The sequence below is a fragment of the Pseudomonas sp. LBUM1643 genome, from assembly GCF_059716215.1.
Map to the genome: position 1 here is coordinate 4,329,769 of NZ_CP166813.1, position 16,226 is coordinate 4,345,994.

Annotated in this window: 18 protein-coding genes; 13 read left to right on the forward strand and 5 right to left on the reverse strand. The window is 58.6% G+C overall.

The genetic code is table 11. From position 1 onward, the window contains the following. Positions 1-20: 20 nt before the first annotated feature. Positions 21-1,166, reverse strand: a complete 1,146-nt coding sequence (locus tag ACA063_RS19470; protein WP_497662998.1) for an MFS transporter — start codon at positions 1,164-1,166, stop codon at positions 21-23. A 34-nt stretch (positions 1,167-1,200) separates the two neighbouring features. Continuing rightward, a complete protein-coding gene (gene aroC, locus ACA063_RS19475) occupies positions 1,201-2,292 on the reverse strand; it encodes a chorismate synthase (protein WP_497662999.1) in 1,092 nt (363 codons plus the stop codon). A 129-nt stretch (positions 2,293-2,421) separates the two neighbouring features. On the opposite strand from aroC, the gene ACA063_RS19480 reads away from it, so the two are divergent. Together ACA063_RS19480 and ACA063_RS19485 are read left to right on the forward strand one after the other, a co-directional pair. Beyond that, the gene (locus ACA063_RS19480) at positions 2,422-3,375 is read left to right on the forward strand and encodes an alpha/beta hydrolase (RefSeq protein ID WP_497663000.1); all 954 of its coding nucleotides are present in this window, start codon (positions 2,422-2,424) and stop codon (positions 3,373-3,375) included. Positions 3,376-3,474: 99 nt separating this feature from the next. Then, positions 3,475-4,266 (forward strand): hypothetical protein, encoded by a 792-nt coding sequence (locus ACA063_RS19485; RefSeq protein WP_497663001.1) that lies wholly within the window; start codon positions 3,475-3,477, stop codon positions 4,264-4,266. A gap of 234 nt (positions 4,267-4,500) precedes the next feature. On the opposite strand, the gene prmB is transcribed toward ACA063_RS19485, so the two are convergent. Further along, the gene (prmB, locus tag ACA063_RS19490) at positions 4,501-5,409 is read right to left on the reverse strand and encodes a 50S ribosomal protein L3 N(5)-glutamine methyltransferase (RefSeq protein ID WP_194692378.1); all 909 of its coding nucleotides are present in this window, start codon (positions 5,407-5,409) and stop codon (positions 4,501-4,503) included. 240 nt (positions 5,410-5,649) lie between these two features. Between prmB and ACA063_RS19495 the strand changes: the two genes are divergently transcribed. The 6 genes from ACA063_RS19495 to ACA063_RS19520 all read left to right on the forward strand — a co-directional run bounded on the left by ACA063_RS19495 (position 5,650) and on the right by ACA063_RS19520 (position 9,247). Beyond that, entirely contained in the window at positions 5,650-6,240 is a 591-nt protein-coding gene (locus ACA063_RS19495; protein WP_497663002.1) for a cysteine hydrolase family protein, read from the forward strand. A gap of 131 nt (positions 6,241-6,371) precedes the next feature. Then, positions 6,372-6,692, forward strand: coding sequence for a hypothetical protein (locus ACA063_RS19500; RefSeq protein ID WP_162437480.1), 321 nt, complete (start codon positions 6,372-6,374; stop codon positions 6,690-6,692). Positions 6,693-6,779: 87 nt separating this feature from the next. After that, positions 6,780-7,337, forward strand: coding sequence for a Smr/MutS family protein (locus ACA063_RS19505; RefSeq protein ID WP_162437481.1), 558 nt, complete (start codon positions 6,780-6,782; stop codon positions 7,335-7,337). 94 nt (positions 7,338-7,431) lie between these two features. Beyond that, positions 7,432-7,908 (forward strand): redox-sensitive transcriptional activator SoxR, encoded by a 477-nt coding sequence (soxR, locus tag ACA063_RS19510; RefSeq protein ID WP_497663003.1) that lies wholly within the window; start codon positions 7,432-7,434, stop codon positions 7,906-7,908. A 319-nt stretch (positions 7,909-8,227) separates the two neighbouring features. Then, positions 8,228-8,773, forward strand: coding sequence for a GTP cyclohydrolase I FolE (gene folE, locus ACA063_RS19515; protein ID WP_162437483.1), 546 nt, complete (start codon positions 8,228-8,230; stop codon positions 8,771-8,773). A 102-nt stretch (positions 8,774-8,875) separates the two neighbouring features. Then, positions 8,876-9,247: a glutathione S-transferase N-terminal domain-containing protein gene (locus ACA063_RS19520; RefSeq protein ID WP_162437484.1), complete on the forward strand. Its 372-nt coding sequence runs from the start codon at positions 8,876-8,878 to the stop codon at positions 9,245-9,247. A 159-nt stretch (positions 9,248-9,406) separates the two neighbouring features. Here the strand turns inward: ACA063_RS19520 and ACA063_RS19525 are convergent, their stop codons facing one another. Next, positions 9,407-10,573: an aminotransferase-like domain-containing protein gene (locus ACA063_RS19525; protein WP_497663004.1), complete on the reverse strand. Its 1,167-nt coding sequence runs from the start codon at positions 10,571-10,573 to the stop codon at positions 9,407-9,409. Positions 10,574-10,655: 82 nt separating this feature from the next. Between ACA063_RS19525 and ACA063_RS19530 the strand changes: the two genes are divergently transcribed. The 3 genes from ACA063_RS19530 (at position 10,656) to ACA063_RS19540 (ending at position 13,554) form a co-directional block, all read left to right on the forward strand. After that, a complete protein-coding gene (locus tag ACA063_RS19530) occupies positions 10,656-11,099 on the forward strand; it encodes a MarR family winged helix-turn-helix transcriptional regulator (protein ID WP_162437486.1) in 444 nt (147 codons plus the stop codon). Positions 11,100-11,505: 406 nt separating this feature from the next. Next, positions 11,506-12,855 carry an NCS2 family permease gene (locus ACA063_RS19535; protein WP_497663005.1) on the forward strand — a complete coding sequence of 450 codons (1,350 nt, stop codon included), beginning with the start codon at positions 11,506-11,508 and terminating at the stop codon, positions 12,853-12,855. Between the two features lie 72 nt (positions 12,856-12,927). Then, positions 12,928-13,554: a LysE family translocator gene (locus ACA063_RS19540; RefSeq protein WP_162437488.1), complete on the forward strand. Its 627-nt coding sequence runs from the start codon at positions 12,928-12,930 to the stop codon at positions 13,552-13,554. 424 nt (positions 13,555-13,978) lie between these two features. Here the strand turns inward: ACA063_RS19540 and uraH are convergent, their stop codons facing one another. Further along, positions 13,979-14,332, reverse strand: coding sequence for a hydroxyisourate hydrolase (gene uraH, locus ACA063_RS19545; RefSeq protein WP_008031462.1), 354 nt, complete (start codon positions 14,330-14,332; stop codon positions 13,979-13,981). Positions 14,333-14,762: 430 nt separating this feature from the next. On the opposite strand from uraH, the gene puuE reads away from it, so the two are divergent. Together puuE and uraD are read left to right on the forward strand one after the other, a co-directional pair. Then, positions 14,763-15,689, forward strand: coding sequence for an allantoinase PuuE (gene puuE / locus ACA063_RS19550; protein ID WP_497663006.1), 927 nt, complete (start codon positions 14,763-14,765; stop codon positions 15,687-15,689). Further along, positions 15,686-16,201 (forward strand): 2-oxo-4-hydroxy-4-carboxy-5-ureidoimidazoline decarboxylase, encoded by a 516-nt coding sequence (uraD, locus tag ACA063_RS19555; RefSeq protein WP_497663007.1) that lies wholly within the window; start codon positions 15,686-15,688, stop codon positions 16,199-16,201. Before puuE ends, uraD begins: the two co-directional genes overlap by 4 nt. Positions 16,202-16,226: the final 25 nt, after the last annotated feature.

The window sequence follows — 16,226 nt, forward strand, 5'->3', positions numbered from 1 at the left end:
TCAGCGGCGTCGGTCTGCGCTCATGGCCTGTCCTCTTGCATGCGAACGGCGATGATAACGGCAGCCGCTAACGCTGCGAGGCTTGCAATACTAAAAGTCCACTGTGATCCCAGGGCATTCCAGCTGTAACCGGAATAGAGGGCACCCAATGCGCCACCCGTGCCAGCCAGCGCGGCGTACAACGCCTGACCCTGCCCTTGCTGGCGTGCACCGAAGCTACGTTGCACGAACTGGATGGCCGCCGCGTGAAAGCTGCCGAACGTCGCCGCGTGCAGCACCTGGGCAAACAGCAGCACCCAGAGATATTCGGCAAACGAGCCGAGCAACAACCAGCGCAGCGCGGCCAGGAGGAAACTCGCCATCAGCACCCGGCGCACCGAGAAACGCGCAAGAATCCCGCTCATGGCCAGGAACATCAGGACTTCGGCAACGACGCCAACGGCCCAGAGCATACCGATCAGGCCACGGGTGTAGCCGAGGCGTTCCAGGTGCAGCGTCAGAAAGGTGTAATACGGGCCGTGGCTCATCTGCATCAGCGCCACGCAACCGTAGAAAGCCAGCACGCCCGGACTGCGAAGTTGCTTCAGAAAGCCGTCCCCGGCGATACGCTCGGTCTGCACCGGCTGGGCGTTTGGCACCCACAGGCTGCTGACGACGATGCCCGCCATGATCAGCACCAGTGCCGCCGGATAGATGTCCAGGCTCAGCCATTCAAACAGCCGGCCCAGCGCGACGACCGTGATGATGAAGCCGATCGAACCCCACAAGCGGATCTGACTGTAGCGCGACGTCTGCCCTTTCAAATGCGCCAGGGTAATGACTTCGAACTGCGGCAGCACGGCATGCCAGAAGAATGCATGCAAGGCCATGACCATCGCCAGCCAGGCGTAGGTCTTGCTGACGAAAATCAGCGAAAAGGTCAGCAGCGTGCAGACCGCGCCGAAACGCACGATGGCCAGGCGGCGGCCGGTGTAATCACCGAGCCAGCCCCAGATATTCGGCGCCACGCAGCGCATCAGCATCGGTATCGCTACCAGTTCACCGATGCGCGCGCTGGAAAAACCCAGGTGATCGAAGTACAGCGCCAGAAACGGCGCCGTCGAACCGAGCAAGGCGAAATAGAACAGATAGAAACTGGAGAGCCGCCAGTACGGGAGCGTCGCCACGGTCCTCAGACCGCAGCGACCGAGAGGTCAGCCATTAAAGCTGACCCAGCACCGGCGTGCTCACTCGCACATCGGCATTCTGCCCGCGGTGGCGCAGCAGGTGATCCATCAGCACGATGGCCATCATCGCTTCAGCGATGGGCGTGGCGCGGATGCCGACGCATGGGTCGTGGCGACCCTTGGTGATGACGTCTACCGGATTGCCATGCACGTCGATCGAACGGCCCGGCGTGGTGATACTGGACGTAGGTTTGAGCGCCAGGTGCGCGATGATCGGCTGACCGGAGGAAATGCCGCCCAAAATGCCGCCCGCGTTGTTGCTGAGGAAACCTTCAGGGGTCATCTCATCGCGGTGTTCGGTGCCGCGTTGAGCGACGCTGGCGAATCCGGCGCCGATTTCCACGCCTTTGACGGCGTTGATGCTCATCAGCGCATGGGCCAGTTCGGCGTCGAGACGGTCGAAGATCGGCTCGCCGAGGCCCGGCATGACGCCTTCAGCAACCACGGTGATCTTCGCACCGACCGAATCCTGATCCCGGCGCAACTGGTCCATGTAAGCCTCCAGCTCCGGGACCTTGTCCGGATCGGGGCTGAAGAACGCGTTCTCCTCCACCGAATCCCAGGTCTTGAACGGGATTTCAATCGGGCCGAGCTGGCTCATGTAGCCACGAATGACAATGCCCTGGGTGGCAAGGTACTTCTTGGCAATCGCGCCGGCAGCGACACGCATGGCGGTTTCCCGCGCCGAACTGCGACCGCCGCCGCGGTAATCGCGCTCGCCGTATTTGTGGTGGTAGGTGTAATCGGCGTGAGCCGGGCGGAACAGGTCCTTGATCGCCGAGTAGTCCTTGGACTTCTGGTCGGTGTTGCGGATCAGCAGGCCGATGGCGCACCCGGTGGTACGACCCTCGAACACGCCGGAGAGGATTTCGACTTCGTCGGCTTCCTGGCGCTGGGTGGTGTGGCGACTGGTGCCGGGCTTGCGGCGATCGAGGTCGCGCTGCAAATCCTCAAGGGAAATTTCCAGACCCGGCGGGCAGCCGTCGACAATGGCGACCAACGCCGGACCATGGCTTTCGCCAGCGGTGGTGACAGTGAACAGCTTGCCGTAGGTATTGCCGGACATGCAGGACGCTCCGTGAAATGAACCTGAATACGTAATGCGCGCCAGTATACGCAGGCTACCCAAGTAGTTCATCCTCGAACCTTATGGGTGCCCGCGAGTCCAACCGGCATCTTCGTGAATGATGGCGTGATGATGCTGCGAGTTCTAGCCTTGAGTCTTACCTTGTTTACCGGCTTTGCCCAGGCCACTGTCCTGCAACGCCCGATCACTCTCGACACCGGCCACGGCGAGCTTTTCGGCTCGCTGCTTCTGCCCAAATCCGACACGCCCGTGCCCGTCGTCCTGATTATTTCCGGCTCCGGTCCGACGGATCGCGACGGCAATAATCCCGACGGTGGGCGCAACGACAGCCTCAAACGCCTGGCCTGGGTACTCGCCAAGCACAATATTGCCAGCGTGCGTTACGACAAGCGCGGCGTGGCAGCGAGCCTGGCCGCCGCCCCGGACGAACGTAATCTGTCGGTGGAAGGCTATGTGTCCGACGCGCAAGCGTGGGGCCAGAAACTTAAAAACGACCCTCGATTTGGCCAGTTGATCCTGCTGGGGCACAGCGAAGGTGCGTTGATCGCCACCCTCGCTGCGCCGAGCGTTGATGCGGCAGCGGTGATTTCCATGTCCGGCAGCGCTCGCCCGATTGATCAGGTATTGCGCCAGCAACTGAGCAATCGCCTGCCGCCACCGCTGATGTTGCGCGCCAATGAATTGCTCGACAGCCTCAAGGCCGGCCAGACCGACGACAACGTGCCGCCGCAGCTGCAGGTGATTTTCCGCCCGAGTGTGCAGCCGTATCTGATTTCGTTGTTCCGCCAGGATCCGGCGGCGGCCTTCGCCAAACTCAAGATGCCGGCGTTGATCATTCAGGGCAGCAACGACATTCAAGTGGGTGTCGGCGACGCCAGGTTGCTCAAGGCGGCCAAACCGGACGCTGAACTGGCGCTGATTGAAGGAATGAACCACGTGATGCGCATCGTGCCCAACGATGTAAAACGGCAGCTGGCCTCTTACAAAGACCCGCAATTGCCGTTGGCCGCCGAACTGGGCGCACGAATCCTCGGGTTTATTGACGGACTTCGCACCAGTTAAGCTCTTTTTGTCCTCCAGTCCTGACAAAAACGGCCGATAAGCCTTTGTCGCCAGCGCCAAGACTGGCGACAAGCAGAGCTTGGACAGGATCTCGCCGTTATGACCGACACCCCGACTTCACCCGACACCCCTGCTGAACAAGAGGCACCGCCGGCGGTTGAGCTGCCGTGGGCGGATGTGCACGTCGAGCACCAGAAAATGCTCCGCCTGGCGCCGTTGCAGACCGATCGCAACACCGGTGGACGCCCTCTGCGCTTTGTCGAATTCGGTTACGCCGAACGCCACGACAAGGAGCGCAGCCTGATGCGCATGACCATCACCCTGCCCGGTCAGCGCGTACGCAAGGAACAGAATCATCTGGATGTGTGGGTCGATCACGTCGACAAAACCGTGGATTTCGGACCTGACAGCGGCTTGCAGATTGAACCGATGAACCGTGGTATCGGCCGTTTCATGGCCGCCCACGCAATTAACTGGGCGAAGAAACGCTGGTCTGGCTACACCATCGACGGCACGGACCTGAACAACAAGGACGCGCTGAACGAGGACACTCGCTTGCGTCGCGACTACTTTCTGAAGGGCCACGGTTTTGAAGTGGTGTACGCCGATGCCCAGCATCTAAAGGGCAGCGTCAAAGACGTGCGGGTCGGTGACCTGAAAGCAGACTGGAACCGCGAAAAGCTTCAGGTGGTGGAAGTTATCGAAGCGGCGCACATGCTTCAGCAAGCCGAGCACAACCTGGCCGAGCAGGAAGTGAAACTCAAGAAACACGAAGAAAAAGTCAGCAAGTACATGCGTGAAGATGCGGCGCTGCGGTTCACCATTACGTGTTTGGTGGCGTTTGCGATGTTTCAGGCGGGATTGCTGATCTGGATTGCTACGCAGCGCTGAGGCTTGGCCAGTGACTGACGGTGGCTAAGGTGCTTGCTGTGGCAGGGGAGCTTGCTGTGGCGAGGGAGCTTGCTCCCGCTGGGCTGCGAAGCAGCCCTCAAACCTGAGTACACAATCTTGCAGTTAAACCGCGGCGGCCTGTTTTGCGACCGCTTCGCGCTCGAGCGGGAGCAAGCTCCCTCGCCACAGCAAGTTCCCCTGCCACAGCAAGCACCCCCGCCACATAGATCAAGGTCAGACGCGGGAGGCGAACACTGCCTGATGGTTTCGGCACTGCTCTGCCGTGAGCATGAACACCCCATGCCCACCGCGCTCGAAATCAAGCCAGGCAAAATCGACTTCCGGGTACAGTGCCTCGACGTGAACCTGGCTGTTACCCACCTCGACAATCAGCAAACCCTTCTCGGTCAGATGATCCGCGGCTTCGGCGAGCATGCGACGTACCAGGTTCAAACCATCGTCACCGCAGGCCAGACCCAGTTCCGGTTCGTGCTGGTACTCGTCCGGCATGTCGGCAAAATCCTCCGCATCGACATAAGGCGGGTTTGACACGATCAGGTCGAAACGCTGACCCGGCAACCCGTCAAAACCGTCGCCCTGCACGGTGTACACACGTTCATCGACGCCGTGACGCTCGATGTTCTGGTTGGCGACTTCAAGCGCTTCGAAAGACAGATCGGCCAATACCACTTCGGCGTTCTGAAATTCATACGCACAGGCGATGCCGATGCAGCCAGAGCCGGTGCACAGGTCCAGAATGCGTGCGGGCTCGGCGGCCAGCCAGGGTTCGAAACGTTTTTCGATCAGCTCACCAATCGGTGAACGCGGGATCAACACGCGTTCGTCGACGATGAACGACATGCCACAGAACCAGGCCTCGCCCAACAGATAGGCAGTCGGAATGCGCTCTTCGATACGACGCTTGAGCAAACGCTGCAAGTTGACCAACTCATCGTCTTCCAGCGCGCAATCTAGGTAGCTGTCAGCCATTTCCCACGGCAAGTGCAAGGCACCCAACACCAGTTGACGGGCTTCGTCCCAGGCGTTGTCGGTCCCATGGCCGAAAAAAAGATCCTCCCCATGGAAGCGGCTGACGGCCCAACGGATATGGTCGCGCAGGGTACGAAGTCGGGAAGTGATCACGGGGGGCAAACTCCAGAAAAAACGACTGGCGATTCTACCAGCCAAAACGCATCACGACGACGCCGTAAAAATACAGGGGCAGTTGTAGGATTTTTCTGTTTTTCTAGCCGGCTATTGAACAATACGAGCCACTTGACAAGGCTACGAGCCAACAACGACGGCCTCTACGATGGTAGCGATTCACAGAAGCGCTCAGCCAGAGGACAATGTCGCAAAAGCCCCACCCGAAGGAGCCCCAGAATGTCCGTTCCAAAAACGATGTTTCAACTCAGCGGCCGCGGTTATGCAGCAGCCAATCTGAGTCACGCGACGCTTGTGATCATCGATGCCCAGAAAGAATACCTCAGCGGCCCGCTGGCCCTGGTCGGCATGGATGCTGCCGTCGCGAACATCAAGCAACTGGTGGCCGCTGCCCGTGCAGCCGGTCGGCCGATCGTGCATGTCCGCCATCTCGGCACTGTCGGTGGGTTGTTCGACCCACAGGGCGAGCGCGGCGAGTTCATCCCGGGGCTGGAGCCACAGGTCGACGAAACGATCATCGGCAAATTGCTGCCAAGTGCCTTCCACGGTACGGAACTGCTGGATCGCCTGCAGAACCTGGGGTCACTGGACCTGATCGTCTGCGGCTTCATGAGCCATTCAAGCGTCAGCACCACCGTGCGTGCGGCGAAAAACCTGGGCTTTCGCTGTACCCTGGTTGAAGACGCCTGCGCCACCCGTGATCTACCCTACAAGGGAGGAGTGCTCAGCGCCGAGCATGTGCAGCAGACCGAGATGGCGATCATGGCGGACAACTTCGCCACCCTCGCGCTGACGCACGAACTGATTTGATCCACGCTCGATGAGCGGCCAACATCGCCGCTCATCCGCAAAAGCCTCTCATTAGCTGTAATTGTCTTAGCCTCAGGAACATCCCGGACAACTCCCGGTCGAAGGGCCGATACCCATTGAGGAAGGTCGGAATGAAGTTATCCGATGGTTTTGACGCTCGCCGCTTGCGGCCCAAAGGCCAAAGCAACTGGCGTTTTCGATTCGGCGCAGCGTTTGCGGCGTTGCTTGCCATGTGCGGCGTGTTACTCGCCATGGCCGGTGCAGCGAGCCTGCTCGGCCGTCCGCCGGCACTCGGCGAACTGAATGCAAGTCCGCTGGGGTCGGCAATCATCCTGGCGGTTGGCCTGTTCGTGCTGTACATCGGTGTCTGGCTGTGGCGCCGATGCCGGCGTCGCTCTCGCCAATCCCGTGAACTCAACATGTCTCCGCACTTGATGAAAAAACACGACTGAATTGGAGGCCTGACCTGACGGCGGGCCTTCATTTGTATGGCTGAAGCCTGGACTTGGGTAAACTGGCCGCCCTTCGCGGAGGCTGACATGCAAGACGACGATTTTTCCCTGTTCAAAAGTGCGATCCAAGGCGTCAAGCCGATCAAGCACGATCGCGCCGAAACCGGCAAACCCAAAGCCGACCGCGCGCAAATTGCCAAACTGCGTCAGGCCGCCACCGTGCGCACCGATGCCACCACCGTTGACGGGCTCTCCGATCAGTTCGTGATCGACGTCGGACCGGAAGACGAGCTGATGTGGGCACGCGACGGCGTGCAGGAAAGCCAGATGCGCAAGCTCAAGGTCGGACAGATTCCGTTCGAAGGCAGCCTCGACCTGCACGGCATGAACGTGGAAAAAGCCCGGGAAACGCTCTGGGCCTTCCTGGCAGAAGCCACCAAATTCGAAATCCGCTGCGTGCGCGTCACCCATGGCAAAGCCGTGCGTCTGGACGGCAAGCGCCCGATGATCAAAAGTCACGTCAACACCTGGCTGCGCCAGCATTCACAGGTTCTTGGCTTCACCTCGTGCCAGGCCAGACATGGCGGCGCCGGGGCGGTGTACGTGATGCTTAAACGAACCATGATGGAAGGTCGCGACGAGTAATGCTGCCGCTTCACGCGCGCTTCTGGCTGTTGTTGTCTTTCTTGAATGCGATGAGTAGGCTTTGAAACCTCAATATTGCTTGAGCTCGACAGCCATGAAGGAAAAAGTCACCGACCATCAAAATCTAAGCGTGGGCCAAGTCGCAAAACGCAGTGGCTTGTCCGTTTCCACGCTGCATTTTTATGAGTCCAAAGGCTTGTTAGGGTCGAAGCGCACAGCCGGCAATCATCGGGTCTATGCTCGCGGCACGCTTCGTCGGATCGCGATTATTCGAATAGCGCAAGCCAGCGGGATTTCACTGGCGGAGATCAAGACAGCGCTTGAACCCATTCCCCATGATCGCAAAGCTTCAGCCAAGGAATGGGAAATGGTATCGAAAGCGTGGGCTTCCTCTCTGAAACGACGGATCGAGCAACTGACCAAGCTGTCCACCAGCCTTGAAGGTTGCATCGGTTGCGGCTGCCTGACCATGGGTGCATGCCCGTTGCTCAATCCACAGGATTTGCTGGGCGAAACCGACTCGGGCCCGGTGATTTTCGACCAGGCACTTGAGAAAACACTGGAAACTTGATCAGCGCCCCTCCCCGTTATCAGGCCAGCACAACTGCAAACCCTTCATGACGGCAGTGCTCGCTCTGAACATCAGAGCCAGACGGCAATACAACTGCCGGCACACTTACGCTACCATGTGCCCAATGACAGGCATGAACCTCGGGTTCATTGCGAATCAGCTCGGCCACAGCGTGCAAATGCTGCTGACGACTTATAACCGGCGGTCGACTCCAGACAAGACTGAAGCGGAGCCGGGAAGCTGGAGCAACGCCTGATTGGTACAAAATTGGTACAGACAGAAACCGTACCCCTCTAGAACCTATACGGAATAAAGCTCTGTGACATTGGAACAGAATTACACCGCGATTCTCGGCCAATTGGGCGAGGACGTCTCCCGCGAGGGCCTGCTCGACACGCCAAAGCGTGCCGCCAAAGCCATGCAGTACCTCTGCCGCGGCTATGAACAGACGCTGGAAGAAGTCACCAACGGTGCCTTGTTCAGCTCCGATAACAGCGAAATGGTGCTGGTGAAGGACATCGAGCTCTACTCGTTGTGCGAACACCATTTGCTGCCGTTTATCGGCAAGGCACACGTCGCCTACATTCCGAGCGGCAAAGTACTGGGCCTGTCGAAAGTCGCGCGGATTGTCGATATGTACGCCCGTCGCCTGCAGATCCAGGAAAACCTCAGCCGTCAGATCGCTGATGCCGTACAGGAAGTCACCGGCGCCCTGGGCGTTGCCGTGGTGATCGAAGCCAAGCACATGTGCATGATGATGCGCGGTGTGGAGAAACAGAATTCGTCGATGATCACTTCGGTGATGTTGGGTGAGTTCCGCGAAAACGCGGCGACCCGCAGCGAGTTTCTCAGCTTGATCAAGTAATTCGCACCACGAAGAAAACCGGTATTCATCGCCGGTTTTTTTTCGTCTGTGAAAAATCAGGTAAGCTGCGCGCCTTCCGCTCGCCCCTGTGAGGCTTATACCGTGTTCGTAAAAGCGCTTCGTGTCGGCTTAGGCCAACTGATCATCTTCATCGACTTCATTACTCGCCCCGGCAAAAAACAGCGCCCGGCCGAAGTTCAGGCTCAGGTCAACACCGCAGCCAAGGGCCTTACCCTGTATCAATTCCACGCGTGCCCGTTCTGCGTAAAAACTCGCCGTACCCTGCGCCGCCTGAATGTTCCGGTCGCATTGCGCGATGCGAAGAACAACGAACAGGATCGCCAGACGCTGCTGGAACAGGGCGGCAAGGTCAAAGTGCCGTGCCTGCGCATTGAAGAGAATGGCCAGACCACCTGGATGTATGAGTCCAAGGTGATCATTGATTATCTGGACAAGCGGTTTGCGGCGGCTTGATGTATATGCGGTGCGCTGACTGACGCCATCGCCAGCAGGCTGGCTCCCACAGTGGATTAGCGGCGCTCACAAAACCTGTGGGAGCCAGCCTGCTGGCGATGAGGACAGCCCAGTCACTGTTGATTAAAAAACCGGCCCCTGATCCGGTTTATTCGTATCTCAAGCGGCTTTTTCCATCAGTGCCTGGCGCACCACCCCCGCCAAACGCTTGAGCCCTTCATCGAGCCGTGCCGGATCGATATGGCTGAAGTTCAGTCGCAAATGCCCCGGATGATTGTCCGGCTCAGGGAAAAACGGCTCCCCCGGCATGAACGCCACATCTGCCGCCAGCGCGTTCTTGAGCAACGTGCGGGTGTCCAGCGGTTGCTTGAGCGTCAGCCAGAAAAACAACCCGCCCTGCGGCACATTCCAGTCTGCCAGGTCGGAAAAATGGGTTTCCAGTGCCCATTGGAACGCGTCTCTTCGAACCCGATAGAAGTCCCGCAGCTCGCTCAAATGGTGCTGGAATTTCTCGGTGCCGATCCATTGCAATGCCTGCCACTGCCCTACCCGATTCGTGTGCAGGTCAGCCGATTGCTTGAGTTTCAACAAATGCGGGAACAAATCCGAGCTGGCAATCAGGTAACCGACACGCAACCCCGGCAGAAGGGTTTTCGACACGGTGCCGGTATAGATCCAGCTGCTTTTCTTCAAACGACTGACAATCGGTGTAGCGCTACCGCCATCAAAAGTCAGCTCGCGGTACGGCTCGTCTTCGATCAGCGTGACGGCGAATTCATCGAGCAACGCCGCCACGGCATCACGTTTGGCTTCGCTGTAGCGAACCGCTGAAGGATTCTGGAACGTCGGGATGAGGTAGATGAAAGCCGGACGGTGTTTTTCCAGACGGCTGCGTAATGTCGCCAGGTTGGGTCCATCGGCTTCCAGCGGAACCGTGATGCAGTCTGCCCCGAACAACTGAAAAATCTGCAGCGCGGCGAGGTAGGTCGGCGCTTCAAGCAGGATTTCAGTACCTTGGTCGATGTACAGCTTGGCCGCGAGGTCCAGGGTCTGCTGCGAACCGCTGACCACCAATACCTGGCTCGCTTCGCACGGTACGCCCAAGGCGCGCGCTTGCGCAGCCAACACTTCACGCAATGCTGGCTCCCCCTCGCTCATGCCGTACTGCCCCATGGCCACCGGCATGTCGGCCCATTCGACTTTCGGCAGCATCGCCTCAGCCGGCAAGCCGCCCGCGAACGACATCACTTCGGGGCGCTGGGCAGCGGCAAGGATTTCACGGATCAGAGAACTTTTAAGGCGCGAGACACGTTCGGAAAAAGCCATGGGGGTCACCGGTAGCGAGGCCTGAGGAAAATGAGTCAAACTGGTTGACCGAAATTACGACACCCCGAACGGATACGTCAATATGCTTGACCTTAAAAACCCATCCACTCAGCAACAGGCCATGGAAGCGTTTTTCTTCGGCTATCAAGCGTTCACCGCCAAGGCTGACGAAATGCTTGAGCGGCGCGGCCTGAGTCGAGTGCATCAGCGCATCGTATTTTTCATCGCCCGTTATCCGAACCTGAGCGTCAAGGAACTGCTGGAACTGTTGGGTGTGACCAAGCAAGCGTTGAACATGCCGCTGCGTCAATTGGTGGAAATGCACTTGGTCGACAGCGTCGCCTCCGAGACAGACAAGCGTAAGCGGTTGCTCGAATTGACCGAGGATGGCGCGCGTTTCGAGCAGTCACTGCGGCGTGAGCAGGTCAAGTTGCTGGAGCGGGTATTTGCCGAGGCTGGAGAGGCGGCGGTGGATGGGTGGTTGGCGGTGAATCTGGCGCTTGGGAAAAGTCAGACTGTTGATTGAATATTCTGCCCCCATCGCCAGCAGGCTGGCTCCCACACTGATCCGTGGTGAACACAAATCCTGTGGAAGCCAGCCTGCTGGCGATGCGAGCACAGTGATCTGTGCTGCACCTAATCCCTGTGGGATCCATCCTGTTGGGGGGCACAGTGATCCGTGGTGAACACAAATTCTGTGGGAGCCAGCCTGCTGGCGATGGGGCCCTCGAAGGCCATATATCCCTATCACCAAACTTTTCGTCTACAAAATCAAAAACAATATTTGCTTTATTTGTACACAAAAGCATAATCCACTTCGTGCGAGTTCTTGACCAAGCGGTCAACAAATTCGCAAGTGCCTCAAAGGACCGCTGCCGCCCTCATGGGTCCGGTCCTGGAAATAACAATAAAACTCTTGAGGAGTACTCGCTGTGGAAAGCCGCAAATCCGAAGCATCGACGCTGGATCTCTCGCCGCCCGTGCCTAATGGCTGGCTGGAGCGCATCTTTAAACTCACCTTGCATGGCACCACGGTGAAGACCGAACTGATTGCCGGTCTGACAACCTTCATCACCATGGCTTACATCATCTTCGTCAACCCCAACATCATGGCCGATGCGGGGATTGATCACGGCGCCGCGTTCGTTGCCACCTGCATCGCCGCTGCGCTGGGCTGCCTGCTGATGGGCCTTTACGCCAACTGGCCGGTGGGCCTGGCACCGGGCATGGGACTGAACGCTTTCTTCACCTACACCGTGGTCGGCACCATGGGCTACAACTGGGAAACCGCCCTTGGCGCGGTGTTCGTGTCCGGCGTGCTGTTCATGATCCTGACCTTCTTCCGGATTCGCGAATGGCTGCTCAACAGCATCCCCGTGAGTTTGCGCTACGCCATGGGCGCGGGTGTGGGCTTGTTCCTCGGGGTGATCGGTTTGAAAACCGCAGGCATCGTCGTCGATAGCCCGGCTACCCTGATCAAGCTTGGCTCCCTGAGCGAGCCCGGCCCGCTGCTCGCCGCCATCTGCTTCCTGATGATTGCCGTGCTCAGTTACCACAAAGTCTTCGGTGCGATCCTCATCAGCATCATCACCGTGACCCTGGCCGGTTGGGGCCTGGGCCTGGTGCACTACGAGGGCATCATGTCGGCCCCGCCGAGCCTGGCACCGACCTGGATGGCGATGAACATCGCCGGCGTCTTCAACGTCAGCATGGTCAGCGTGGTACTGGCCTTCCTCTTCGTGCACATGTTCGACACCGCCGGCACCCTGATGGGCGTTGCCCAGCGCGCCAATCTGGTGAACGCGGACGGCAGTATCGAAAACGTATCCAAAGCCATGAAGGCCGACAGTGCCTCCAGCGTGTTCGGCGCCATGGTCGGCGTACCGCCGGTCACCAGCTACGTAGAAAGTGCCGCCGGTGTGGCTGCGGGTGGTCGGACTGGTCTTACCGCAGTGACGGTAGGTGTGCTATTTATTGCCGCGATGTTCTTCGCACCGCTGGCCGGCATGATCCCCGCCTACGCCACCGCTGGCGCGCTGATTTATGTCGCAATGCTGATGATGGGCGGCATGAAGCACATCGAATGGGACGAAGCCACCGACAGCATCCCGGCAATCGTCACGGCGATCATGATGCCCCTGACCTTCTCGGTCGCTGATGGCATCGCGCTCGGCTTTATCACCTACGTGGTAATGAAGGCTTTCACCGGCAAGCACAAGGAAATTTCCGTCAGCCTGTGGGTGCTCTGCGCGATCTTCATCGCCAAGTTTGTTTACTTGTAACCGTTACGCATAAAGCGTTTCGAACAAGCCTCACCCCGTCGGGTGGGGCTTTTGCACAAATGGAGGAAAGTGATGAGTCTGGAAACCTGGCTGCTGTTCAGCGGCGCTGCGCTGGTAGTGATCCTGATCCCGGGGCCACTGTCTTTGCTGATGATCAGCAACAGTCTGAATTACGGTCTGCGTCGTTCTTACCCGGCGTTCCTGGGCGGTGTGATTGCGTCGATCTGTTTGTTGAGTGCTTCGGCATTGGGGTTGGGCGCGTTGCTGCTGGCCTCGGAACAGCTGTTCAGCGCGCTGAAGATTGTCGGCGCGCTGTACCTGTTTTACCTCGCCTGGCAGAGCTGGCAGCAATCGCGACAGCCTTCGGTGGGCGCTGAAGTGCCCCAGGCGGCGGCTGTTCCGCGCTTTCGCGCGCTGTTCGGGCGCGCGTTTGTGTTGGGTGCCAGTAACCCGAAAGACATTCTGTTCTTCGCCGCGTTCCTGCCGCAGTTCCTGAGCGCCGAGCAACCGTTCCTGCCGCAGTTGCTGGTGATGATCGCGACGTGGACGGTGCTGGATCTGCTGTGCAAGCTGGCTTACGGGCTGGGAGCCCACGGTGCCGCGCGTTATCTGCGCAGCGGCAAGGGGCAGAGTTGGTTTAACCGGGTGAGTGCCGGCCTGTTCAGTGGGGCGGGTGCGGCGTCGCTGTTGAGCCGCTAAGCCGTTAAGCAAAGCAAGATCAAAAGATCGCAGCCTCGTTTCACTCGACAGCTCCTACAGAAGATTGGGGTTTAATGCAGGCGCTGGGCTGCGTCGCTGTTATGCCGTTCAAGCATAGAAAGATCGAAAGATCGCAGCCTCGTTGCACTCGACAGCTCCTACAGAGGATTGGGGTTTACTGCAGGCGTTGGGGCTGCGTCGCTGTTATGCCGTTTAAGCATAGAAAGATCAAAAGATCGCAGCCTCGTTGCACTCCGCAGCTCCTACATTTGAAATGCAATCCCCTGTAGGAGCTGTCGAGTGCAACGAGGCTGCGATCTTTTGACTTTCCCGCAGGCAAAAAAAAGCCCGCAGTGTGAGCGGGCGAAAGACCAAAGAAGCTATATGCGCAGTCGCTTCCAGGTTGAGGCAGCTGCTTGGGGGATCAGCTGCCGCGGTACGTGGAATAGCTGTACGGCGAAATCAGCAGCGGTACGTGGTAGTGATCCTGCTCCGCAGAGATGCCAAACCGCAGCACCACCACATCCAGAAAGGCCGGCTCCGGCAACTGAACACCACGGGCGCGATAGTAATCGCCCGCATGGAACTGAACCTGATAAACCCCGGTACGGTAATCATCACCTTGCAGCAGCGGTGCATCGACACGGCCATCGCTGTTGGTTATCGCGCTGGCGACCAATTCCAGCTGCGAGCCTTCAACGCGGTACAACTCGACCTTGATCGAGCTGCCCGGGCAACCGTGTGCAGCGTCCAAAACGTGTGTAGTCAAACGTCCCATTGATTCTGCGCGCCTGCCTGCCAAGAGCAGTCAGGCCTCGCGCCTCCCGAAGTCAGTTGTAAAGGAGACCGCACCGATTCGGAGCACGAAACGCTGCGGCGAGCGATTGATTAAGACACTTTTCAAAAAAATTGTACACAATAAAAACGACATTTTTCCATCCGACAACGCCATTGCAAATTTTGTGATGCATAGACAGCCAAACCATAGGATCAGCGGACCTTCCATCCATTAGCTGACCGGTCAGGCAGGTTTCTTGCAGTAGCATCCTTTGATGACAGTCAATGAAAAATGCGAAAATTCAGGCTTACAAAGTGGATATAAAGTTGTATACAATCAGCCCATCGCTGTGACGCCAGCCTGTCATTCACTAACAGGCACGCCACATCTACCTGACATTGATATGCCACGAACAAGAAGGAAGACTGCAGTGAGCGCTGACTACCCACGCGACCTGGTCGGTTACGGCAGTAACCCTCCGCACCCACACTGGCCGGGCAATGCCCGCATCGCCTTGTCCTTCGTACTCAATTACGAAGAAGGTGGCGAGCGCAACATTCTGCACGGCGATAAAGAATCTGAAGCCTTCCTGTCGGAAATGGTCTCGGCGCAGCCTTTGCAAGGCGAGCGCAACATGAGCATGGAATCGCTCTACGAGTATGGCAGCCGTGTCGGTGTCTGGCGGATCCTGAAACTGTTCAAGGAATTCGACATTCCGCTGACCGTCTTTGCCGTGGCCATGGCCGCACAACGCCACCCGGACGTGATCCGCGCAATGGTCGACGCCGGCCACGAGATCTGCAGCCACGGCTATCGCTGGATTGACTACCAGTACATGGACGAAGCCCAGGAACGCGAGCACATGCTCGAAGCGATCCGCATCCTCACCGAAATCACCGGCGAACGCCCGCTGGGCTGGTACACCGGCCGCACCGGCCCGAACACCCGTCGCCTGGTGATGGAAGAAGGCGGTTTCCTCTACGACTGCGACACCTATGACGACGACCTGCCCTACTGGGAACCCAACAACCCGACTGGCAAGCCGCACCTGGTGATTCCGTACACGCTGGACACCAACGACATGCGCTTCACCCAGGTCCAGGGTTTCAACAAGGGCGACGATTTCTTCGAATACCTCAAGGACGCGTTCGACGTGCTGTACGCCGAAGGCGCAGAAGCACCGAAGATGCTGTCGATCGGTCTGCACTGCCGCCTGATCGGCCGTCCGGCGCGCCTGGCCTCGCTCAAGCGCTTTATCGAATACGCTAAAAGTCATGAACAGGTGTGGTTCAGCCGCCGCGTCGACATTGCGCGCCACTGGCACGAAACCCACCCGTACCAAGGGGCTGTAAAATGAGCACCTTCAAAACGCTGAAGCCATCGACCCTGAGCCGCGACGCGTTCGTCGCCGCCTTCGCCGACATCTACGAACATTCGCCATGGGTGGCCGAAAAGGCTTTCGACCTGGGCCAGGACCCTTCGATCGACCAGATCGAAACCCTGCACCAGCGCATGAGCGACATCCTGTTGAGTGCTGATCACGAAAGCCAGCTGGCCCTGATCAACGCTCACCCGGACCTGGCCGGCAAAGCTGCCGTCCAGGGCCAACTGACCGAAGCCAGCACCAATGAACAAGCTGGCGCCGGTATTCACCAATGCACGGCCGAAGAGTTTCAGCGCTTCACCGAGCTGAACGACGCCTACAAGGCCAAGTTCAAGTTTCCCTTCATCATGGCGGTAAAAGGCAGCAACCGGCATCAGATCCTCGCGGCGTTCGAAACGCGCATTCACAACTCGGCAGACACCGAATTCAAATGCGCGCTGGCGGAGATCAACAAGATCGCCCTGTTCCGATTACTGACCCTATAGCGAGCCTTGCCCTAGTGTTCCAAAC